Annotated in this window: 17 protein-coding genes and 1 tRNA gene; 5 read left to right on the top strand and 13 right to left on the bottom strand. The window is 71.4% G+C overall.

The window, feature by feature from the left end:
* Positions 1-192 precede the first annotated feature (192 nt).
* Both B6G06_RS00790 and B6G06_RS00785 read right to left on the bottom strand, forming a co-directional pair.
* On the bottom strand, positions 193-1,902 hold the full coding sequence (locus B6G06_RS00790; RefSeq protein ID WP_081170480.1) for a DUF7059 domain-containing protein: 1,710 nt from the start codon (positions 1,900-1,902) through the stop codon (positions 193-195).
* An 89-nt stretch (positions 1,903-1,991) separates the two neighbouring features.
* Positions 1,992-2,276, bottom strand: coding sequence for an ROK family protein (locus tag B6G06_RS00785; RefSeq protein ID WP_240494070.1), 285 nt, complete (start codon positions 2,274-2,276; stop codon positions 1,992-1,994).
* On the opposite strand from B6G06_RS00785, the gene B6G06_RS00780 reads away from it, so the two are divergent.
* On the top strand, positions 2,269-2,604 hold the full coding sequence (locus B6G06_RS00780) for an ABC transporter permease subunit (RefSeq protein WP_240494069.1): 336 nt from the start codon (positions 2,269-2,271) through the stop codon (positions 2,602-2,604). The genes B6G06_RS00785 and B6G06_RS00780 overlap by 8 nt on opposite strands.
* Before the next feature lie 105 nt (positions 2,605-2,709).
* Here the strand turns inward: B6G06_RS00780 and B6G06_RS00775 are convergent.
* From B6G06_RS00775 to B6G06_RS00765, 3 genes are all read right to left on the bottom strand, one after another.
* Positions 2,710-2,785: transfer RNA gene (locus B6G06_RS00775), tRNA-Thr, on the bottom strand.
* Between the two features lie 66 nt (positions 2,786-2,851).
* Positions 2,852-3,694: a DsbA family protein gene (locus B6G06_RS00770; protein ID WP_080462845.1), complete on the bottom strand. Its 843-nt coding sequence runs from the start codon at positions 3,692-3,694 to the stop codon at positions 2,852-2,854.
* A 201-nt stretch (positions 3,695-3,895) separates the two neighbouring features.
* The gene (locus B6G06_RS00765) at positions 3,896-5,929 is read right to left on the bottom strand and encodes a serine/threonine-protein kinase (RefSeq protein WP_081170476.1); all 2,034 of its coding nucleotides are present in this window, start codon (positions 5,927-5,929) and stop codon (positions 3,896-3,898) included.
* 269 nt (positions 5,930-6,198) lie between these two features.
* On the opposite strand from B6G06_RS00765, the gene B6G06_RS00760 reads away from it, so the two are divergent.
* Positions 6,199-7,326, top strand: coding sequence for an ABC transporter ATP-binding protein (locus B6G06_RS00760; protein ID WP_080462847.1), 1,128 nt, complete (start codon positions 6,199-6,201; stop codon positions 7,324-7,326).
* A 381-nt stretch (positions 7,327-7,707) separates the two neighbouring features.
* Positions 7,708-9,081, top strand: a complete 1,374-nt coding sequence (locus B6G06_RS00755) for a DUF4032 domain-containing protein (RefSeq protein ID WP_080462848.1) — start codon at positions 7,708-7,710, stop codon at positions 9,079-9,081.
* Between the two features lie 36 nt (positions 9,082-9,117).
* On the opposite strand, the gene B6G06_RS00750 is transcribed toward B6G06_RS00755, so the two are convergent.
* The 4 genes from B6G06_RS00750 to ispF form a co-directional block, all read right to left on the bottom strand.
* The gene (locus B6G06_RS00750; protein ID WP_081170474.1) at positions 9,118-10,353 is read right to left on the bottom strand and encodes a hypothetical protein; all 1,236 of its coding nucleotides are present in this window, start codon (positions 10,351-10,353) and stop codon (positions 9,118-9,120) included.
* A gap of 174 nt (positions 10,354-10,527) precedes the next feature.
* On the bottom strand, positions 10,528-11,523 hold the full coding sequence (gene rlmB / locus B6G06_RS00745) for a 23S rRNA (guanosine(2251)-2'-O)-methyltransferase RlmB (protein ID WP_080462850.1): 996 nt from the start codon (positions 11,521-11,523) through the stop codon (positions 10,528-10,530).
* Positions 11,524-11,605: 82 nt separating this feature from the next.
* A complete protein-coding gene (gene cysS / locus B6G06_RS00740; protein WP_081170472.1) occupies positions 11,606-13,132 on the bottom strand; it encodes a cysteine--tRNA ligase in 1,527 nt (508 codons plus the stop codon).
* Positions 13,133-13,192: 60 nt separating this feature from the next.
* Entirely contained in the window at positions 13,193-13,756 is a 564-nt protein-coding gene (gene ispF / locus B6G06_RS00735; RefSeq protein ID WP_080462852.1) for a 2-C-methyl-D-erythritol 2,4-cyclodiphosphate synthase, read from the bottom strand.
* A 174-nt stretch (positions 13,757-13,930) separates the two neighbouring features.
* On the opposite strand from ispF, the gene B6G06_RS00730 reads away from it, so the two are divergent.
* Positions 13,931-15,175: a methyltransferase domain-containing protein gene (locus B6G06_RS00730; protein ID WP_081170470.1), complete on the top strand. Its 1,245-nt coding sequence runs from the start codon at positions 13,931-13,933 to the stop codon at positions 15,173-15,175.
* A gap of 117 nt (positions 15,176-15,292) precedes the next feature.
* On the opposite strand, the gene B6G06_RS00725 is transcribed toward B6G06_RS00730, so the two are convergent.
* Positions 15,293-16,735 (bottom strand): chemotaxis protein, encoded by a 1,443-nt coding sequence (locus B6G06_RS00725; protein WP_081170468.1) that lies wholly within the window; start codon positions 16,733-16,735, stop codon positions 15,293-15,295.
* Between the two features lie 187 nt (positions 16,736-16,922).
* On the opposite strand from B6G06_RS00725, the gene B6G06_RS00720 reads away from it, so the two are divergent.
* Positions 16,923-17,378 carry a GNAT family N-acetyltransferase gene (locus B6G06_RS00720; RefSeq protein WP_081170466.1) on the top strand — a complete coding sequence of 152 codons (456 nt, stop codon included), beginning with the start codon at positions 16,923-16,925 and terminating at the stop codon, positions 17,376-17,378.
* A 321-nt stretch (positions 17,379-17,699) separates the two neighbouring features.
* Here B6G06_RS00720 and B6G06_RS00715 read toward each other — a convergent pair whose 3' ends face one another.
* From B6G06_RS00715 to B6G06_RS00705, 3 genes are all read right to left on the bottom strand, one after another.
* Complete coding sequence (locus B6G06_RS00715; protein ID WP_080462856.1) at positions 17,700-18,497, bottom strand: HAD family hydrolase; 798 nt, start codon at positions 18,495-18,497, stop codon at positions 17,700-17,702.
* Positions 18,498-18,642: 145 nt separating this feature from the next.
* Entirely contained in the window at positions 18,643-19,494 is an 852-nt protein-coding gene (locus B6G06_RS00710) for a PTS system mannose/fructose/sorbose family transporter subunit IID (protein WP_095532502.1), read from the bottom strand.
* A gap of 19 nt (positions 19,495-19,513) precedes the next feature.
* Positions 19,514-20,443 (bottom strand): PTS mannose/fructose/sorbose transporter subunit IIC, encoded by a 930-nt coding sequence (locus B6G06_RS00705; RefSeq protein WP_081170464.1) that lies wholly within the window; start codon positions 20,441-20,443, stop codon positions 19,514-19,516.
* Positions 20,444-20,457 lie beyond the last annotated feature (14 nt).

The following is a 20,457-nucleotide window of genomic DNA, read 5'->3' as shown; positions in this document are numbered from 1 at the left end:
TCCACCGGTCGGCCGATTATCAGGTGAACCTCACCATATCGACAGGCTCGTGCCGGGCACGAGGCCGACCGCCTTGCGGGATCACCGCGTCACCATCCGATGCGGTGCCGCAACCGCCCGGCACTTCGATCGCTCCCGCCGCCCGGCCCCGAACCGGTCTCGCTCCTGTTTTCGACCGGTCTCGGCGCCTGATCAGGGGGCGGAGGGAAGCTCGAGCATTCCCCAGGCGGCGAGATCCCGGCACTGGGCCACGAGCTCACCGGTGAGCGCCTCGGCGTCGGCGTCCAGGAGCGCGGCGACGGCGCCCGCGATCTGAGCGATGGACAATTCGCCGTCGGCCACGCCGATGAGCGCGGCCAGGGCGGTACCCGCCTGGACGGAGCGCCCCAGTCCGCCGCCCTGGCGCAGGAGGATGACGCTGGGGTCGGCGCGCCCGGGCACGAGGTAGCGCTCCTCAGTCACGTCGGCGGCGACGATCGGCCTCAGGGCGGCGACGTCGTCGTCATCCAGGAGGGCCAGACGTCCGCGGACGGCGATCGACGCCGCAACATGCGCCCCCAGGGCCCCGGACGGGCTCGTGCTCACCTCCTCCAGGACGCGCCAGGGTCTGCGATGGGGACCCGCGGCGTCCACGGCCTCGGGACGATGCGCGAGGAGGTAGCCGAAGCCGATCGCCTCGACGCCGCGCGCCTCGAAATCACCGATCCAGGCGCCCAGGGCGGCCTCAAAGGCATCCCGCTCGCGCTCAGGGGCCAGGCCGCCGTCGCGCAGCCACATGGTGGCGTACTCGACCGGGTCCTGGGCGTCGCGCTCGATGACCCAGGCGTCGACGTCGTCGGGGAACCACTCCCCCACGCTCGCCCGCCAGTCGGCACCGGCCCCGTGCTCCCAGTTGCCGAGCATGACCAGGGTGCCGCCGTCGGCCAGCCTCCCGGCGAGGCCCGGCACGAGGCGCGGCAGAACGGGCCCACCGGCGTCGCGGTACTCCATGAGCGGCAGACCGGCCTCCCGCACGGCGGGCGGGGTGAGGACGAAGGGCGGGTTGGAGACGATGAGGTCGTACCGGCGTCGACCGAGCGGCTCCAGGAAGGAGCCCGCGAGGAGCTCGAGGCGCTCGGGGACGATGCCGGCGAGCGCGGCGTTGAAGGCGGTGAAGGCCAGGGCGCGCTCGGAGATGTCGGTGGCGGTGATGCGCTCGGCGTGTCGGGCGAGGTAGAGGGTCTGGATGCCGCAGCCGCACCCCAGGTCGAGCGCGTCGCCCACCGGCCGCCGCGGTGCGAGCCCGGCCAGGGTGAGGCCGGCGCCGCCGATGCCGAGCACGTGATCGGGGGCCAGGGCCCGCCCCGAGACGAGCTCCCCGACGTCGGAGGCCACCCACCAGCGCGCCTCTCCAGTGTCGTCGCGCGCCTCGTGAGGGCGCAGGTCCACCAGGGCGCGCGCGAGCGCGGCCCGTCCCGGGCAGTCCCCGCGGCCCTCGGCCCCCTCGCGCCCCTCCAGCGCGACGAGGCCGATCCGGGCAGCGCCGAGCGCCCCGGTGCGCGGGAGGGCCCTATCGAGCTCTCCCACCCTCACGGGCTCGCCGAGCATGAACAGCGCGGTCAGAACGGCGACCGGGCCGGGCCCGGCATCCGCCGAGCGCCCCGCCTCCAGGGCGGCCCGTGCGGCGCGCAGGGCGGGCAGGCGGATCTCCCGGCGCAGGGCGGCCTCGGCGACGCTTCCGATGAGGCCAGTGACGGCGTCGATATCCCATCCGGACTCCTCCAGATCCGCTCGCAGCTCGGCGGCCTGGCGCGCGGTGAGAACGGGAGCGGGAGGGGATGCCGACCGTGCTGGGGATGCGGGGTCGGGCGGCGTGGCCTGCCCGCCCAGGGCGGAGGAGAGGAGCGAGTCGTGGGAGCTCATGGGCCCATCCTCCCGCGTCACCGCCTCATGCCCGGCATCCGGCGCCGGAGTCGAGGGGACCCGAGTGGGTGAGGCCCGCAGGCGGCGCCCTACATCCAGGCGCTGGGATCCGCGACGACCCCCTCCAATAGCGCCCAGGCCGCGCCCGTGGCCCCGGACATCTGGTCATTGTCGGCCCTGAGCACCTGCGGGGGAACCACGCCGAGGCCAGGACGCGCGCGCAGCTCCTCCTCCAGCTCGGGGCGCAGCACCTCGGTCAGCGGGGAGAGATGGCCGCCGAGCACGACGACGGGGATGTCGAGGATATTGATGGCCGCTCCCAGGCCCACGCCCAGGGCGCGGGCCGCGCGCCTGTCGGGCGTCGATGTGCGCAAAGTCGATTTCCTGCTGTTCGTCAACATGGGCTTCCTCGCCTCACTGGCGGCCATCGTGACGACCTCCCGCGCGGGGGCCGCGGTCTCCACGGCCGGCAACCTGTATGAGATGGATGCGATCGCGGCCGCCTACATCGGGGGCACCGCGGTCTCAGGGGGTATCGGCAGGGTGTCCGGGGCGATCATCGGAGCGCTCATCATGGGCGTGCTCAACATGGGACTGTCGATCATGGCGGTCGACTCCGCATGGCAGCAGACCATCAAGGGGCTGGTCCTCCTGCTCGCCGTCGCCGTCGACATCATCGGCAAACGGCGCACGGAGGCATGACCCGCAGCACCGGCCGGCCCCGCGGAGTCGCGCCCCTCCCGCGCATCGACGCGGGAGGGGCGCGCCGCGCGTCCCGATCTGCGTGCCGCTCAGGGACGATGGGCGTGGAGCCGCGTGCCGGGTTCGAACCGGCGACCTGCTGTTTACAAGACAGCTGCTCTACCAGCTGAGCTAACGCGGCAGCGCGGGCCTCGGTACGAGGCCCGGGCGCAAGTGTGGCACATACGCCGAGGATCGCGGGACGCTCTCAGGAGCCGGGTGTCGCGGCGGGCGCGGTCGGCGCTGCGCCCTGCTGGCTGTTGACGTAGTCGGCCAGGCTGTTCTCGGCCTGGAGCAGCCCCAGGTCGACCTGCTGCCCGTTGTACACGATCGTCGGGGTGCCCTGGAAGCCGCCATCTCTGAAGGCCTGGGTGGAGGTGTCGATCCACTTCTGGTAACCGGAGGATTTCACCGCCTCCTTGATGGCGCTGCGGGTATCCGAGGACAGTCCGGCCTGAGAGGCGACGTCGTCGATGGCACTCCCGGTGAGCATGCTCGCGTCCTGCTGGGAGAAAGCGGTCTTGAGGCGGGAGAGCAGGGCGTTGTGGTAGTCGAGGGCCTTGGCGGGCTCGTTGTCGAGGACGGCGCCCATGGCGTTGTAGGCCATGTTGGTCCAGTCCTGGCCGAGGGTCTGCGCCGGGTGGATGGCGAGGGTGATCTTTCCGTCGGAGACGAGTGTTCTCATCTCCTCGGCGTGCGTCGTCTCGAAGACGGCGCAGAAGTGGCAGGAGTAGTCGAAGTAGACGTCCAGGACGGGGGCGTCGGCGTTGGAGGAGCCCACCGCGAGATCGGACCCGTAGGTCCAGGAGCCGTCGTCACGGACGGCGGAGGGCAGTTTGCTGTTCTTCTTGGCCTCCTCAGCGGACTTCGAGTACCAGATGGTCCCGCCGACTCCGCCGACGACGGCGACGGCTCCGGCCCCGATGAGGGCGCGGCGCGTGAGAGCGGCACGGCGTGCCTTGCGGACCTGCTCCTCGCGCAGGGCCTGAGCCTTGGCGCGGGCGTTCTCGCGGCGCTCGGCCTTAGTTGGGCGGGGATCATTCGAGGCCATGATCGACTCCTCCGACTCTGCATGGATATCGTTACGAGTATCGTTGCACGATAGTTCACACCGATGATAATTGAATATTCACTCTTCGGGAAGGGGCGGCGAATTGCCGCTGCCCCGGGGCGCCGGGGCCGCGTCCCCGTCAGTGAGACCCGCCCCCGTCCCGCGCCGGATCCCCCGACGATCGCCGACGCCGCCGCCCCCTCACGGGAGAGGGCTGAGCGTCGCCGGCGGGAGGCGCATGAGCATCTCCAGCACGAGACACCCGACGCCGAGGGACAGGAGCACGACGGCCCACAGCACGCGGATCGGCCGACCGGGCATGAAGGCGGACACGATCTTGGCGCCTCCGCGCCGAGTGGACGCACCCCAGGGGACGAACCACAGGATGAGCAGGAAGACGAGCTCGCAGCCCGCCAGAAGAAGGGCCCTGCGATGGCGCAGATGCATGCCCGTGAGGATCGACGGGTCCATACCGACCTCCACGCCCATCGGATCCCGGAGCAAGAAGTAGAGGCCAGCAGCGACGACGCCGGCGAGCAGGATCGCGGGCAGCGCCGCCCCGGCGGAGCGCAGCAGGTAGAGCGGGCTCGAGGCCCACATGCGGGCGGTGTCCGCCGCCGTCGCGCTCCCCTTCTGGAGCCTGCGCCAACGCCGGTCGTCATCCCCACGGCCCGCGGCGCCCGCGAGCACTACGAGAATGGATGCGACCAATGTCACCCAGACAGGCACCCACATGGCGAGCATGACGAGGAGGAAGCCGACGCACAGGATCATCGTGCGACGGCGCCGGGGCTCGCGAGTCCAGTCGGGGAGCACGGCGGTCGGGGCATCCGCGCCTCCGGACGTCCCGACCGGGATGGGACGGGCATCGGGGCCGGCGGGGCCGAGCGCCCCGGCGGAATCAGTCCGCACGCCCATCAGTCCGGTGTTGACGGGACCAGTCGGCCGGCCCGATGCGGTCGGGCCGGGGACGGGGGCCCCCACCCCCTGGGCCTGGGGAAAGATCGCGGCCGGCATCAGCCGGGCGGCCTGGGCTGCGGCGCGGCCGACGGCTGCCCCGCCGATCGCGCCGCCGGAGCCCGGGGCGTAGAAGACGGGCAGCACCATCCCGCCGGCCCGCGCATCGACAGCAGCACCCTCGAAAGGAGTCAGCGCGGGGCCGCTCCCATAGGATCCCGGGGTGGCGCCGTCACCGGAGGCCGCAGGGGCCATCGTGGGACTGCCCCCCGGACGCTGGACCGATGTCGGGCTCGGCCCGTTCGCCGTCGGCATCCCATAGGCGCCGTCCGACGCTCCCGAGGACGGCAGCGGCCCAGCGCTGCCGGCCCCGGGCAGGACCACGGCGAGCGCCCGGGAGCCATCCCCGCCGTCGGCGATCTCATCGAGGACGGACAGAAGCCCATCGATCGAGAGGCGGTCCGCCGCCTTGGGCTCCAGGGCGGCGCGGAAGGCCCGCGCCAGGGCGGGGCACTCCTCGGGAAGATCACCGAGCTCGGGCGTGCCGGCGTAGACGCGGCGGAAGACCACCTGCCAGGGGCCGGAACCGAAGGGCGCACGCCCGGTGACCGCGAAGAGGAGCACACCCGCGCAGGCGTACCAGTCGACGCCGGGGCCGGGCTCGCCGCCGTCGAGCATCTCGGGCGGGATGAATCCCGGGGTCCCGGTGACCTGGCCGGTCTGGGTGAGGCGGACGTCGTCGGCGACCTGGGCGATGCCGAAGTCGATGAGGACGGGGCCCTGCGCGCCCAGCATGACGTTGGAGGGCTTGAGGTCGCGGTGGATGACACCGGCGTCGTGGACGGCGCGCAGGGCGTCGACCAGGCCATGAGCGAGGTCGGACAGGTCGCGGGCGTCGGTGGCGAGGTCGTAGGCGCCCTCGCGGTCGACCTCGCACTGGAGGGTGGGGCCCTCGACGAGCTCGGTGATGACGAAGGTCATGCCGTGGGCGGACTCGGAGTCGCCGGTCTCGATATCGAGGATGCGAGCAACACCGGCGTCGCGCACCCTGGCCAGGACCTGGGCCTCCCGGTCGAGACGGCGCCGCGCCATGGGGTCGACGGCGATCTGCGGATGGAGGATCTTCATGGCGACGCGGCCGCCGGCTCCATCGACCGCCTCCCAGACCGCGCCCATGCCCCCGGCGCCGAGGCGCCGCAGGAGCCGGTAGCCGCCGACGGTAGCGCCCGCCCGCAGTCCGCCGATCAACGGAGAACGAGGGGCAGAGGGCTGCGTCATGCGGCCAGGGTACCGGCCGAGCCGGATAGACCAAGCATGTGAGGCAGTTCACACAATGTTTGCCAGGTCTCGTCCTGACAGGTGTCGCGCTCGGGAGTGCGCCATGACACTATGTCTTCTGTCGGGGGCTTCCGCCCCGGCACCGCACCAAGGACGCCACGCGCTGCCCGGCTCGACCGAACTCCGTCAACCTCCGTCAACGCTGACATCCCGGCACCTCTCCACCACGGATCGTCCGGCACGTACCTGCCGGTGAAGGGAATAACTCCATGGCTACCGTGACCTTTGATCACGCCACCCGCATCTACCCGGGCAATGACCGCCCCTCGGTAGACCAGCTCAACCTCGAGATCGCCGACGGCGAGTTCCTCGTCCTCGTCGGCCCGTCCGGCTGCGGGAAGTCAACATCGCTCCGCATGCTCGCCGGCCTGGAGGACGTCAACTCCGGCCGCATCCTCATCGGCGACCGGGACGTCACCGATGTCCAGCCCAAGGACCGCGACATCGCCATGGTCTTCCAGAACTACGCCCTGTACCCGCACATGAGCGTGCACGACAACATGGGCTTCGCCCTGAAGATCGCCGGCACCCCCAAGGAGGAAATCGACAAGCGCGTCCGCGAGGCCGCCAAGATCCTGGGCCTGACCGAGTACCTCGACCGCAAGCCCAAGGCCCTGTCCGGTGGCCAGCGCCAGCGCGTGGCCATGGGCCGCGCCATCGTGCGCAAGCCCAAGGTCTTCCTCATGGACGAGCCCCTGTCCAACCTGGACGCCAAGCTCCGCGTCCAGACCCGCACGCAGATCGCCTCCCTCCAGCGCTCGCTGGGCGTCACCACGGTCTACGTCACCCACGACCAGACCGAGGCCCTCACCATGGGAGACCGCATCGCCGTCCTCAAGGATGGCCTCCTTCAGCAGGTCGGCACCCCTCGTGAGATGTACGACAAGCCCGCCAATGAGTTCGTGGCCGGCTTCATCGGCTCCCCCGCGATGAACCTGGGGCACTTCACCGTCAACGGCGATGTCGCCTCCATCGGCTCCGCCAGGATCCAGTTGAGCCGCGCCACCCTCGACGCCATCAAGCCCGAGGACGGCGGCAAGATCACCATCGGGTTCCGCCCCGAGTCCCTCGAGGTGGTCTCCGCCTCCGATGAGCACTCGATCCCAGTGCGCGTGTCTTTCGTCGAGGAGCTCGGAAGCGACGCCTACATCTACGGCGAGCTCGTGGGCGCCGAGGGTTCGGAGGACAAGCTCGGCAGCGGCGAGGACTCCAGCCAGATCATCGTCCGTGTTCCCCCGCGCACCGCTCCGGGTGCTGGCGAGACGGTCCACGTGCGCATCAAGCCCGGCCAGGAGCACATCTTCTCCGCGGCCACCGGCGAGCGCCTGCCCGCTTGATCGCGAGCCCCACGACCCTCTCGCGGGTCATCGTCTGAGCCCCGTTCCCGCCACGGCGGGGGCGGGGCTCCGCCGTAGTGGAGCGGAGAGCGCCGGCGCGATTGCCGGTGGGGCGGCGCCGGACGGCGCAGAGCCGGCTCCCGCGCAGCGGCGAGCGCCTCTTCATAAGTGCCGCCCACCCCGAGCGGTGCTAGCTGCGCCCAGTGGCGTCCCACCCGCACCAGTCGGGGATTTCCGCCCCAGTGGGCGCGAAAACACTAGTTGTTGCGAGTCATGAGGTTGCAGACGCCGCGACCAGCCGCCCGACTCACCGCCCGGCCGGCGTCATGATCTCATGCACCTGGGTGCCCGGCGGCACGGGATTCCTGCAAGAATCGTCGCATGCTCATGTCCATGCAGATCTCGGCCGCGACGATCGATCCGGCCCTCCTCGACCTGCCCTGGGAGATCCCCCTGGAGGAATGGCCCCCGGATGTTCTCGCCGCCCTGCCGCGCGGGCTGTCACGCCACGTCGTGCGCTTCGTCAACCTCTCCGAGCGCGTCATCGCGGTCAAGGAGATCGGCGAGGCGGCGGCGCACCGCGAGTACGAGCTACTGCGCGACCTCGTGCGACTGGGCGCCCCCTGCGTCACCCCGACCGCAGTCATCACCGGCCGCATGAGCGCCGACGGCGAGCGCCTGAACTCCGCCCTCGTCACTGAGCACCTGTCCTACTCCCTGCCCTACCGGGCCCTGTTCAGCCGATACATGAGCGCCGACACGGCCACGCGCCTCATCGATGCCCTCGCGGTGCTGCTCGTGCGCCTCCATCTGCTGGGCTTCTACTGGGGGGACGTCTCCCTGTCGAACACGCTGTTCCGCAGGGACGCGGGATCCTTCGCCGCCTACCTCGTGGACGCCGAGACGGGAGAGCTCTACCCCGAGGGGGGTCTGACGGAGGGCAAGCGCCTGTACGACATCGACGTCGCCCGCACGAATATCATCGGTGAACTCATGGACCTGCAGGCCGGGGCACTCTTGGAGCCGAGCGTGGACACGATCGGGGTCGGGGACCGGATCGTCGAGCGATACCACGATCTGTGGGAGATCCTCACTGGTGAGGAGTCCTTCTCCATGAGCGAGCGCTGGCGGGTGCGCCGTCGTATCGAGCAGCTCAACGATCAGGGATTCGACGTCGGAGAGCTGACCATGCGCACGGATGAGACCGGGGAGCACCTGGTCATCCAGCCCAAGGTGGTCGATGCCGGCTACTACCATCGCCGCCTGCTGCGCCTGACGGGACTGGATGTCCAGGAGCGCCAGGGCCGCCGCATGCTCAACGATCTGGAGGCCTACCGGGTCACACACGGGATGCGGGATCGGCCGCTCGAGCAAGTGGCGCATATCTGGCTCGCCGAGGTCTTCGAGCCGACCATCCAGTCCGTGCCGATCGAGCTGCGCCGCAAGCTCCAGAGCGCGGAGATCTTCCACGAGGTGCTGGAGCACCGTTGGTACATGTCCGAGGCGCAGCGCCGGGATATCTCCATCGATGAGGCCGCTCAGGACTACATCGCCCATGTGCTCCCCCAGCACTGGGACGAGGAGTCCTACCTGTCGCTCGGGGACAGCCAGGAGATGGAGGCGATCTTCACCGATGACGACGAGCCGCCCATCGAGGATGACGCCGAGTTCGCGGCCCGCGATGAAGAGACGGCCGAGGCCTACAGCGCCAACCCCTTCGGTTTCACCGCCGACATGAAGTTCAAGGGCGAGTGATCACTTCCCCCAATATGCGAGACCGGTCTCGGTGGATCAGTCAGAGACGAGCTGGGTCTCGACGAGGCGCGTCTCCTCGTCCGCGCGGCGGCGCAGCTCACGATGACGCACAACGGAGGCCAGCGAGGCCTGGAGGACCGCGTCGACGAGCACCATCGCGCCCACTGCCGCCACCCCCTTGTGGGTCCCACCGCGACGGCGCAGCGCCGCTCCGAGCAGCGCCCCGCCGATCCCGCCCTCGAGCACGAGCGCGGCGCGCACCGTCCACGGCTTCTCCGTGACGGTCTCCACGTAGGCCTGCCGGATCGCCTGGCCGGGTGTGCCCGGGTCGCTCACCATGAGGCCGACGGAACGGGTGACTGCATTGGCCAGACCACGGGGCTCGTGGACGACGACGCCCGGAACCTCCACGGGCGCCAGCGCCCCGGAGAGCACTCTGTCCACCCAGCCCGGCAATCCCAGGGCATTGATCATCGCGGTCAGGCCCGCGGCGCCCGGAGTTGCCAGGGCCCTGGCAACGGCCTCGGCATCGGCTCCCGGGACGGCGGCGGCGATCGCCGACGCGTCCATGACGTCGGTGAGGAGGCCGTCCACCACGGCGCTCAGCGCGGGCCCGGGCTCGGCGACCCCGCCCCACACGTACTGGGAGGTCATGCCCCAGGAGAAGACGGCGTCGTCCTCGGAGTCCCCGGTGGTCACGGCGCGAACGGTCATGTCGCCCTCGTCGACCGTCAGGACGAGCGCGGGCAAGGACTCCTCGTCCCAGCCGAACATCCCGAGCGACAGGCCCTCACCGGAGTGCAGGACGATGCGCCGATCGATCTGCGGGACAGTGGCCACCGCCAGCGGCCGCTCGAGAAGCGTGGCCTGCAGAGGCACCATGTAAGCGCTGATCGGGGAGACGATGACGGTGCGGGCCGTCGGCGTGCCATGGCGGGCGAGCCCGGGCAGCTCGGTGTCAGCGGGGAGCGCGTCGAAGGAGGCGGGGCCGATCGTCGCCGAGGCGTCGAAGGCGCGCGCCAGGGACTCGGCCAGCTCGCTGACCCCCATGCCGGGAACGACGCCGCCGCGAGTGGGCGGAGTGACGGCGACCCGCGCCTCGGCGTCGGCGAGCAGGGTGATGGACAGCAGGTGGGGTGTGCTCGGGTACCACTCGAGGCGCGCGACGACGCGCTCGGAGTCCAGGCGCTCGGCCACCTCCTGGGGCGCCGTGCCGGGGGCGATGACGACGCCCTCCGTGCGGTTCCAGCGCTGCGATGCGTCCTGTGCCATGGCGGTCTCCTCGGGGTTGGCTGCAGCCCATTGTGGCAGCAATATGGTCCGCGTGTGAATGAGGGCGGCTCCAGGCCCCGCGCCGGGGCGCAGAGCGCAGAGCGCAGAGCCCGAGCGCGGTTGCGGCCGCCGGGGGCGCGATCAGCCCGGGATGGCGAGACCCGACCCGCCCGCTCAGCCCTGGGCCACCGCGCGGCGCAGGCGGTCCACCTCGTACAGGGTGATACCCGTGGCCACGGCGGCGTTGAGGGACTCCACGCTCGCGGAGATCGGGATCGAGGCGATGACGTCGCAGGTCTCGCGCACGAGTCTGGACAGCCCCGCGCCCTCGGCGCCAGTGACGACGACGAGGGGGGCATCGGCCAGGGGGAGCCCCCCCACCGGTGTATCGCCCCCGCCGTCGAGCCCGACGACGAAGCACCCCTCCTTCTTCAGCTGCCGCAGGGCCCGCACCAGGTTGGTCTCGCGGGCCACGCGCACGCGGGCGGCCGCGCCGGCGGACACCTTCCAGGCAGTGGCGGTGACCCCGGCGCTGCGGCGCTCGGGGATGATCACGCCGTCGGCCCCGAAAGCCCCGGCAGAGCGCAGGACTGCCCCCAGGTTGTGAGGATCGGTGACCTGGTCGAGGGCGACGAGCAGGGGCGTGCGACCGAGCGAGCGAGCGCGGTCGAGGAGGTCGGCGGCGGCGGTGTACTCGTAGGCGGGGACCTCGATGGCCACCCCCTGGTGGGCGGCACGGTCGGTGAGGGCGTCGAGGTCGAGCCGGGTGGTCTCCAGGACGGGGGCGCCCAGCAGGGCCGCGCGACGCACGACGACACCGAGCCGGTCATCGGAGGCGGCCGAGACGGCCATGAAGACGCGGCTGATGGGCACGCCCGCGCGGGCGGCCTCGGCCACGGCGTTGCGACCGCAGACGATCTCGAATCCCTCGGGCACGCGGAAGCCCCTCTTGAGGCGCTCCATCTGGTTGACCCGCTGATTGGCCCCGGAGGCGCGGGCCTCAGCTCGGGCCTTGGCGAGCGCCTTGGGGTGGCCGACACGGTTCTCGGCCTTGGGCGTGGGGCCCTTGCCCTCCAGGCGCTGGCGGCGATTGCCGCCCGAGCCCTTCGTGGGGCCCTTCTTGGATCCGGGGCGGCGCCGGGGACCGGGGTACTGCTCGTTGCCGGGCATCGCATGCCCTCCTGTCTACGTTTCGTGGGGTTGCGGCGCGGGCAGCGATCCGCCCCCGAGCCGGGATTGGGTCAGGCGGTGATCACGCGAGGTGCCAGCGGGCGCCGCCCGCGGAGTCCTCGACAACGACGCCCGCCGCGGCGAGCTGGTCGCGCAGGGAGTCGGCGCGAGCCCAGTCCTTGGCGGCGCGCGCGGCCGAGCGCTCGTCGAGGAGCGCGGTCACGAGGTGGTCGAGGGCGCCCATGGCGGCGTCGGGGCCGTCGGACCCGGCGCCGCCGAGCACGCCCGCCCTCCAGGGCTCGGAGAGGGGGTCGAGGCCGAGGACGTCGAGCATGGCGCGCAGGTCGAGGGCCGCGGCGGCGACCGCCGTCGGCTCGGGGGACGGCGCGGCGAGCATGGCATTGAGGGCCTTGAGGGTGGCGTGGACGCAGGCCATGGCCCCGGCGAGGTTGAGGTCCTCATCCATGGCCGCGGTGAACTCGCCCGGCAGGGACCGCGAGCGCAACTCGCGGGCGGGGGCGTCCACGGGGCCGGCCGGGCCGTCCGCCTCACCGGGGAGAAGCTCGAGCGCACGAGTGATCGCGCCAGCCAGGCGCTCCCAGAGGGCGGCGGCGTCTGCGAGGGTCTCCTCGGAGAACTCGACCGTGGAGCGGTGGTGAACAGTGCCCAGCGCCAGGCGCAGCACGGGGGCGGGGTAGGCCTTGAGCAGCTCGGCCACGACCAGTGAGTTGCCCAGGGACTTGCTCATCTTCTCGCCCTTGACGGTCACCCAGGCGTTGTGGACCCAGTGACGGGCGAAGCCCCAGCCGGCGCCGTGGGACTGGGCCTGCTCATTCTCATGGTGGGGGAATCGCAGGTCGATGCCACCGCCGTGAATGTCGAACTCGTCACCCAGGTAGCGCCGGCTCATGGCGGAGCATTCCAGGTGCCAGCCGGGGCGGCCGCGCCCCCAGGGGGCGTCCCAGGCGGCGTCGTCGGGCTCGCCGGGCTTGGCGGCCTTCCACAGGGCGAAGTCGCGCGGGGAGCGCTTGTCCGCCTCGACGTCGGCGTCGATCTGGGCCTCGTCCTCCGTGGTGGACAGGTCCTCAGGGCGCTGGTTGGTGAGGGAGCCGTAGTCGGGCAGGGAGGTGACGTCGAAGTAGACGTTGCCGGGCGAGCCGACATAGGCGTGCCCGGCGTCGATGAGACGGGAGATGAGATCGATCATCTCGGGGATATGGCCGGTAGCGCGCGGCTCGTAGGTGGGGGGCGCGATTCCCAGGGCGCGGTAGGCGGCGTCGAACTCGCGCTCGAAGCGCTGCGCCCAGGCCCACCACTGAACCGGCGGCTCGGCGGCGGCGGACTTGGCCAGGATCTTGTCGTCGATGTCGGTCACGTTGCGGATGAGGATGACCCTCTGCCCGCAGCGCTCCAGCCAGCGGCGAAGCACATCGAAGGCGATGCCGGAGCGCATGTGACCGATATGCGGGGAACCCTGGACGGTGGCGCCGCACAGATAAATTCCGACCACCCCGGGGGTGACGGTGGGGGCCAGGGGGACGACGTCGCGCGCGGCGGAGTCGTACAGGCGCAGGGCCAGTGCCGGGGCGTCGGTGGTCTCGGTGCTCACGGGGGCAGCCTATCCGGTGGGCCCGTCGAGGAGCGGGGCGACCCGGATCGGTGGCCCGGGTCAGGGGCGCGCGGGCGGGTCGACGGGGTGGACGAGGGCGGTGGCGATGGCGAGCAGCCCCTCGGCCCGTCCGAGGAAGCCGAGATGGTCGGTGGTGGTGGCGGAGAAATGGACGGGCGCGGCAGCGGCCCGGCTGAGCGCGGCGGTGGCCTCGGCCATGCGGGGGGCGATTCGGGGGCGCTCGCCGACGAGCTGGACGGCGATATTGCCGATCTCGAAGCCGGCGGCCCGCACGCGCCGCGCCGCCTCGGCCAGGAGCGCGCTGCCCGCGGCGCCCTTCCACTGCGGCTCGGCGGTGCCGAAGTTGGAGCCGAGATCGCCCAGGGCGGCGGCGGAGAAGAGGGCGTCGCAGCAGGCGTGGGCGACGACGTCGCCGTCGGAGTGTCCCGCCAGCCCGATCTCACCGGGCCAGTCCAGGCAGGCCAGGCGCAAGGGCGTGCCGGAGTCGGCGGCGGCGAACGCGTGGACGTCAGTGCCGATCCCGGTGCGCGGGAGCACGAGGAGGGCTGCGGCGGGGACAGCGGTGGCGGGCGGGGCACTGGGGGTGGCGTCGGATGGGCTCATGAGAGCAGTGTGCCGTGCGCGGGCGAGGCGGGCGAGGCCAGCGGGGTCGGCATTGATTCGGCATTGATGTCGACTCTGATGCCGGCGACCGGGATATCCTCGGGCGTGCCCATTGACCGTATTGCCGACCGTATTGCCGGCGCCCCCGGCCCGGATGCGCCGCCCGCGCCGGCAATGCCGTCGGGAACCTCGTGCGCACTGCACGACTCGGGCGCCTGCCGCTCCTGCCCGCGAATGGGCATGGCGCTTCCCGATCAACTGACGGCGAAGCAGGGCGCCGTCGCCCAGCGACTGGGCGCGCATGTTCCCGACGCCGTCTGGGAGCCCCCGGCCATGAGCGAGCCTCTGCACTTCCGCAACAAGGCGAAGATGGCGGTCAGCGGGATGGCGGGCACGCCGGTCCTGGGCCTGGCGGATCGTTGGGGCGGCGCCGTCGACCTGCGCTCCTGCCCTCTCCATGTGCCGGCGATCGAGGAAGCCCTGCCGGTGCTCGCCGGGTTCATCGGCCGGGCGGGGCTGGAGCCCTACTCCATCCCGAGTCGTCGCGGCGAGCTCAAGCACCTCCTTGTCACCGCCTCCCCTGACGGTGACCTCATGGTCCGCTTCGTCCTGCGCAGCCGGCGCCTGGTGGGGCGACTGCGCGACGGGCTGGCACACCTACGGGGACTCCTGCCAACGCTCGCCGTGGCCAGCGCGAATATCCAGCCCATCCACCAGGCCATCCTGGAGGGGGACGAGGAGATCGTGCTCACCGAGGAGGACAGCCTGCTCATGCGCCTGTCACTGCCGGGTGGGACGCGGGCGGCATCGGGAGGGCCAACGGCATCCGCTCCGCGCGAGCTGGCGCTCCATCTGCCGACGCGCTCCTTCTTCCAGACGAATACCGCCGTGGCTGAGGCGTTGTACGCGACCGCCCGCGACTGGGCGGCCGACTCCCCCGATGGCGCGGGACCGGCGCGGCGAATGTGGGACCTGTTCTGCGGAGTGGGCGGTTTCGCGCTGGCGCTCGCGGGAGCGACGGGTCAGGGCGGGGATCGCGGACCGAGCGTGCTCGGGGTGGAGATCTCGTCCGCGGCGGTCGACGGCGCGCGGGCCTCGGCGGCGCTGGCGGGACTGCCCGCTGATCGGGTTCGGTTCGAGACCGGCGATGCCCGCGTGCTCGATCCCTCGGCAGCGCGAGAGCTCGGCGGGCTTCCGGATCTTCTCGTCGTCAACCCGCCGAGGCGCGGGATCGGGGAGGAGCTGGCGGGGCGGATCGAGGCCTCGGGGGTGGCGCGAGTGCTGTACTCCTCGTGCAATCCGGCGACGCTCGCCATCGATCTGGCGAGGATGCCATCGCTGCGCGTGCGCCGCGCGCGCCTGTTCGACATGTTCCCACACACCTCGCACGCCGAGGTGCTCGTCGAGCTCGCGCGCTGAGGCGGCGCCACCCGCCCTGAGCGGTGCCGCCTGTCCCCAGCGGCGCGTCCTGCTCGCACCGATCGGTGATTCGCGCACCCGTCAGCGCGAAAAGTGCTAGTCGACGCTCAGCACAACTCAGCGCAACTCGGCCAGGGCGCGTCGCACGGCGGTGATGCGCTCCTGGATCTCAGCGGCCAGCGCGGGGATCTCCAGATCGCGGATGGCCCCCGCCAAGTCCGCCAGGTCGCGCGCCTCGGGGAAGCCATCCCCGATGAGGGCAGCGGCCCTCCGCGCCGCCTCGCTCTGCCCCGCATCCACCGCAGCGGCCTCGGTCAGGAGCTCGGTGAGCGGCCCCCGCGTGGCTGCGAGCTCCTCGGCGACGGCGTCGAGCTCCCCGCCGACGAGTGCGCGCCTGGCCTCCAGCAGGGCCCGGTGGTCGGTGAGTCGCGAGATGCCCTCGTTCAGGGCGCTCGTCAGCTCCTCGAGGGAGCCGACGGCATCGTTCTCGGCCACGTCATCATCCCCGGCGAGGATCTGGGCGGCGAAGAACCCCGAGGCGAGGTTGTGCAGGCGCATGAGGGCGATGGCGAAGCGCACGGAATAGGCGTCGCCGCGCAGCTCGGAGACCTGCCCGGCCAGCGGCCGGAGCTCCTCGGCGCATTCCAGGACGAGGGCGTCCACCCTCCGGTAATGCTCCTCGAAGCCCTGAGCCCCGCCGTCCGCACCCGCGCCCTCCCCGGCCCGCGCCGCGCCGAGGCGCGCGACCTCATCCCGCGTGGCGCGCAGGGCGGCGCGCAGCTCGGCCAGCCTCGCCGAGAGCGCCCGGATCTCGGTGGCGCGGCGCTCCAGGAGGCGCACGAGGCGGGCGAGCTCGTCGAGCAGGGCGAGATGGTCGCTGGTGGCCTCCTCGATCGCGTGCATCTCCGCCAGCACGCGGGCCACTGGCCCCTCGGCGCCCTCCGCGCTCGGGATGCCGACCCCGGCGGCCACGAGCGCGGCCACCTCGGAGGCCACTGCCCGCCGGGTGAAGTCCACGGTGGACTCGTACCCCAGCGCCTCCAACTCGCGACCCAGCGCCGCCTGTCCCGCGGCCGCGACCTCCCGGCGGGTGGAGCCGAGCGCGGCCGAGGCCGCCTCGACCTCCCTCACGCGGCCGTAGGCCCTCTCGAAGGCGTCACGCTGCTCGGTGAGCTGGGGGAGGGTGCGGATGGACAGGTAGCCGCTGCCCGAGGGGACGATGGTGGCGAAGACCCGGTATTGCCCGCCGTCGGAGGCCCGATTGGTGATGTAGGCGCTTGCCGCGTGGCCGGCCTCGATGTCCTCCCACACCCCACGGAAGAGTCCGGCGGGCATGACGGCGTGGCGCACCACGTTGTGGGCCCGGCCCACGAGCGCCCCGCGCGGGTAGCCGGACAACCTCATGAAGATCGAGTTGGCACGGCGGATGCGACCGGCCGCGTCGGTGGTGGAGAAGAAGATCTCATGGGCCTCGAAGGCGCGCTCCGGGGCGGGCGGCGCGCCGCCCCCGGCAGGATCGCTCAGCCCAGTCGCCTGGGTCGGCTCGGTGCGCTCGGTCATGGCGGGGCCTCCTCCGGCTGGATGCTCGTCCCAACGGTGCCGCGCTGGGTCCCCCGAGACTACTCCCGATGCTGACGCCGTGTGCCCGGCCTGCCCGCGCCCCGGGCCATCGCCGCTAGGCTCAGGGCATTCGCGCCGGCCCTCACGCGGCGCGCATCCCACGGCAGTCACGCAGAGAGGCATCACGATGTCCACCGAGATCGTCACCCAGGCCGGACCCGAGCTCGTCGAGGCGATGGAGCGCCTCATCCCCCAGCTCTCCCGAAGCGCCCCCGCGCTCACCGCCGAGCAGTGCGAGGCCCTTCTGGCTCAGGACGGCGTCTACCTCTTCGCCTTCCGCCCCGATTCCCCCGCCGGGGAGGGCCCCGCCCCGATCCTGGGCATGCTGACCCTGGCGACCTTCACGATCCCCACGGGCCTGCGGGCCTGGGTGGAGGACGTCGTCGTCGACGCCGAGACGCGCGGACAGGGCGCCGGCAGGCAGCTCGTCGAGGCAGCGGTCGCCCACGCCCAGGAGCTCGGGGCCCGCACCGTCGACCTCACCTCGCGCCCATCCCGCGAGGCGGCCAACCGCCTCTACCAGCGCTGCGGCTTCGAGCTGCGCGAGACGAACGTGTACCGCCACAGCGCCTCCAAGAGCTGAGCCCCTCTGAAGCACCCGCGGCATTCGGATCCCGCTCCAGTCGTAGAACCAGTGGGTCCTGCCGCCGGTGCTCCGGCTGCCGGTGGCCATGATGCCGCTGGAGGGGTCCGTGTAGTACCACTCGTCCAGGCCGAGCCACCCGGTGGAGGGGTGTAGTAGTGCCAGCCGACGTCGTCCTTCCAGCAGCCGGTGCGCATGTAGCCCTCGGCGCCGAAGCAGTAGATGGCGTAGTTGATGGGGACGCGCTGGGAGGAGCGGCGGCGGGCGTGGAGGCGGCGCGGCATGCAACCCTGATACCAGGGCGATGACGGCCATCACATCTCAGGGAAGCGGCGGAGCCTGACCGAGGAGGCCGTCGATGAGCTCGGCCATGGAGCCGACCACGCGCTCGCAGGCCCGGCTCACCTCGGGCGGGGCCCAAGGCAGGGTGATGGGGTGGTCCGCGAGGGCGTGCATGGAGACATCGTTGTAGGAGTCCCCGATGGTCCATACCTCGAGACCCTCCGAGGCGCGGGTGTCCGCCAGGGGACCGGCGAGGAGCTCGGCGAGCCCGTGCCCCTTGGAGGATCCGGTCGGCACGATGTCGAGGAACTCGAGGTTGCGATGGCACTCGATCCCCGTCCCCCAGCGCTCGGCGGCCTCGATCTCGATGCGCTCGCGCAGGAAGTCGTCGGTGACGCGCAGCGGCACTCCGATGAAGCGATGCTCGCCCATCTGCGCGGCACTCATGGGTTCGAAGACCTGGAGGATGGGGGATGCGTCACCGTTGTTGTCAGCCAGGATGTAGTCCTGTGCAATCGTGGTGGCGTAGGTGGTCACACCCGGCAGTTCGGCGGTGTCCTCGACAATGGCGCGGGCGACTCCATCGGGGAGATAACGGGCCGCGAGGACCCGGTAGTCGCTGTCGATGAGGACGGCACCGGTGAAGACGATGCCGTAGTCGAAGCGCACGCCTTCGGGCTCCAGGACGCCGCGCGCGGCGAAGATGGATTTGCCGGTGTCGATGGCGAGCAGGTTGCCGGCGGCCCGCCAGCGCGTCATGGCCTCGCGGTCCGCCCGGGAGACGCCGCGGTTGAAGATGATGGTGGAGTCGAGGTCGGTGACGATGAGGCGTCGCATGGGCCCTCCGTTGGGCTTCTGGCTGGACTGGCGGATCTCCGGGCTTGCTCGGGCCTGGCGCGGGCACGGCGCCTGTACGCGCGAGGGGCGCGGGAGCGGTGCTCCGCGCGCCCCTCGCAGCCTAGGGCATGGGGCCCGGTTCGGCTCAGCCGAGGAGGCCCGTCCAGGCGCCGAGGATGCCGACGACGAACATGCCCAGGATGATCCACAGCGCGTTGACCTTCTTGTTGAGCAGCCACATGCACAGGAAGGTCAGGCCCAGCGCGGCCAGTCCCGGCAGCAGCTGATCGAGGATCATCTGCAGCGTCGTGTCGGCCACGACGCCGGTGTCCCTGTCCTCGACCGACGCGACCACGGCCGGGAAGTTGATCGTCGTCCACTTCGAGACCAAGGCGCCCATGACGAAGAGCCCCATGACGGCGGCCATCTGGGTGATCTTCTTGAGCTGGCCGCCGCCGACCTCGGTGACCATCGCGGTGCCCCGCTCATAGCCGAGCTTGAGCCCGTACCAGCGCGTGGCCACGCGCAGGACGTTGATGCCCAGGAAGAACAGCAGCGGCCCCACGATGGAGCCGTCGAGCGCCAGCGAGGCGCCCAGGGCCGCGAGGACGGGCCGGGCGGTTCCCCAGAAGATGGGGTCACCGACTCCGGCGAGCGGCCCCATGAGGCCGATCTTGACGTTGGTGATGGTGTCGTCGCCGATGGGCTCGCCCTTGGCGCGCTGCTCCTCCATGGCGGCGGTGATGCCGAAGACGACGGAGGACACCCACGGGTGGGTGTTGTAGAACTCCAGGTGGCGCTCGAGGGCGGCGGCCTGGGCGGCCTTGTCGCCCTTGTAGACCTTCTTGATCGCGGGCATGAGGGTGAAGCAGAAGCCCATCGCCTGCATGCGCTCGAAGTTGAAGGAGCCCAGGAGCGTCGTCGAGCGCCAGTACATGGACTGCAAGTCCCTGTTGGTCAGGGCGCGCTCAGGGGCGGCGGTCGTGGTGGAAGTCATGATCACGTTCTCCATTCACTCAGTCGAGCTCGTCGTCGAGGTCATCGTCCGCCCAGGCACCACCGGCGGGTGTGGGAGCCGGCTGGGGTGCGGGGGCCGGCTTGGCGAACTCGGGGTTGAGCTGGGTGTAGATGACGGCGAGGCAGGCGCCCACGATGCCCAGGCCCACTAGCGTCACTCCTGTCGGCATGACCTGGAGGACCCAGTTCGCCATGTCTCCGGCGCCCTGGGGGTCGGAGACGGAGCCCCTGCCGGCAATCGTCGTGGCGAAGGTGGCGAAGACGAAGCCCAGGAAGAAGAAGGGCATGAGCTTGCGCGCCTTCATCATGTTGATGACCATCGCGTATCCGACGACGACGATGAACCCGCCGGCGATTCCCAGGCCCTTGGTAATGACCTCGGGGATGGCGTCCAGCGCCTTGTGGACGGCGTCGCCGGAGGCCAGCGCCGCGACGATCGCGGTGGGGATGGCCACGCGCAGGCCCTGGAGGCCCAGGGCGGCGAAGTGCATGACCACGATGCCCCGGTAGTTGGCCTGCTTGGCGTATCGATCGGCTTGGTGGGCGAAGAACACTGCGATTGTTCGCACGAAGATCGTCAGGGCCTGACCAGCGACGGCGAGTGGGACGGCGACACTGATGGCGGCGTCGATGGCCGCCTTCGTACCGCCATCGCCGCCCATGGAGGCGACGGCGATGACGGTGGAGACGGTCGAGGCCAGGGCCGCGTCGGGGGCCATGGCGGCGCCGACGTTCAGCCAGCCCAGCGCGATCAGCTCCAGGGTGCCCCCGACGACGATGCCGACGGTGGGCTGGCCCAGGGCGAGTCCCGTCAGGGTGCAGGCGACGAGGGGACGGTGGAACTGGCGCTCGTCGAGGACGCTTCCCAGCCCCGCGACGAAGGCGACGATGGTGACCAGGATGATCTGGATTGTGGAGATGTCATGCATGGGAGAACCTTTCG

This window comes from Actinomyces gaoshouyii (assembly GCF_002076915.1).
In the GTDB taxonomy this organism is placed as follows: domain Bacteria; phylum Actinomycetota; class Actinomycetes; order Actinomycetales; family Actinomycetaceae; genus Actinomyces; species Actinomyces gaoshouyii.
The sequence above is the reverse complement of the archived record's forward strand: the minus strand, read 5'-3'. Positions and strand labels throughout refer to the sequence as shown.

Bases quoted from the DNA above. Each gene is read 5' to 3' on its own strand.
- B6G06_RS00705 (WP_081170464.1), bottom strand. From the start codon at position 20,443: ATGCATGACATCTCCACAATCCAGATCATCCTGGTCACCATCGTCGCC.
- B6G06_RS00715 (WP_080462856.1), bottom strand. From the start codon at position 18,497: ATGCGACGCCTCATCGTCACCGACCTCGACTCCACCATCATCTTCAAC.
- B6G06_RS00710 (WP_095532502.1), bottom strand. From the start codon at position 19,494: ATGACTTCCACCACGACCGCCGCCCCTGAGCGCGCCCTGACCAACAGG.
- B6G06_RS00755 (WP_080462848.1), top strand. From the start codon at position 7,708: ATGCTCATGTCCATGCAGATCTCGGCCGCGACGATCGATCCGGCCCTC.
- B6G06_RS00750 (WP_081170474.1), bottom strand. From the start codon at position 10,353: ATGGCACAGGACGCATCGCAGCGCTGGAACCGCACGGAGGGCGTCGTC.
- rlmB (WP_080462850.1), bottom strand. From the start codon at position 11,523: ATGCCCGGCAACGAGCAGTACCCCGGTCCCCGGCGCCGCCCCGGATCC.
- B6G06_RS00730 (WP_081170470.1), top strand. From the start codon at position 13,931: ATGCCGTCGGGAACCTCGTGCGCACTGCACGACTCGGGCGCCTGCCGC.
- ispF (WP_080462852.1), bottom strand. From the start codon at position 13,756: ATGAGCCCATCCGACGCCACCCCCAGTGCCCCGCCCGCCACCGCTGTC.
- B6G06_RS00720 (WP_081170466.1), top strand. From the start codon at position 16,923: ATGTCCACCGAGATCGTCACCCAGGCCGGACCCGAGCTCGTCGAGGCG.
- B6G06_RS00790 (WP_081170480.1), bottom strand. From the start codon at position 1,902: ATGAGCTCCCACGACTCGCTCCTCTCCTCCGCCCTGGGCGGGCAGGCC.
- B6G06_RS00725 (WP_081170468.1), bottom strand. From the start codon at position 16,735: ATGACCGAGCGCACCGAGCCGACCCAGGCGACTGGGCTGAGCGATCCT.
- B6G06_RS00765 (WP_081170476.1), bottom strand. From the start codon at position 5,929: ATGACGCAGCCCTCTGCCCCTCGTTCTCCGTTGATCGGCGGACTGCGG.
- B6G06_RS00760 (WP_080462847.1), top strand. From the start codon at position 6,199: ATGGCTACCGTGACCTTTGATCACGCCACCCGCATCTACCCGGGCAAT.
- B6G06_RS00770 (WP_080462845.1), bottom strand. From the start codon at position 3,694: ATGGCCTCGAATGATCCCCGCCCAACTAAGGCCGAGCGCCGCGAGAAC.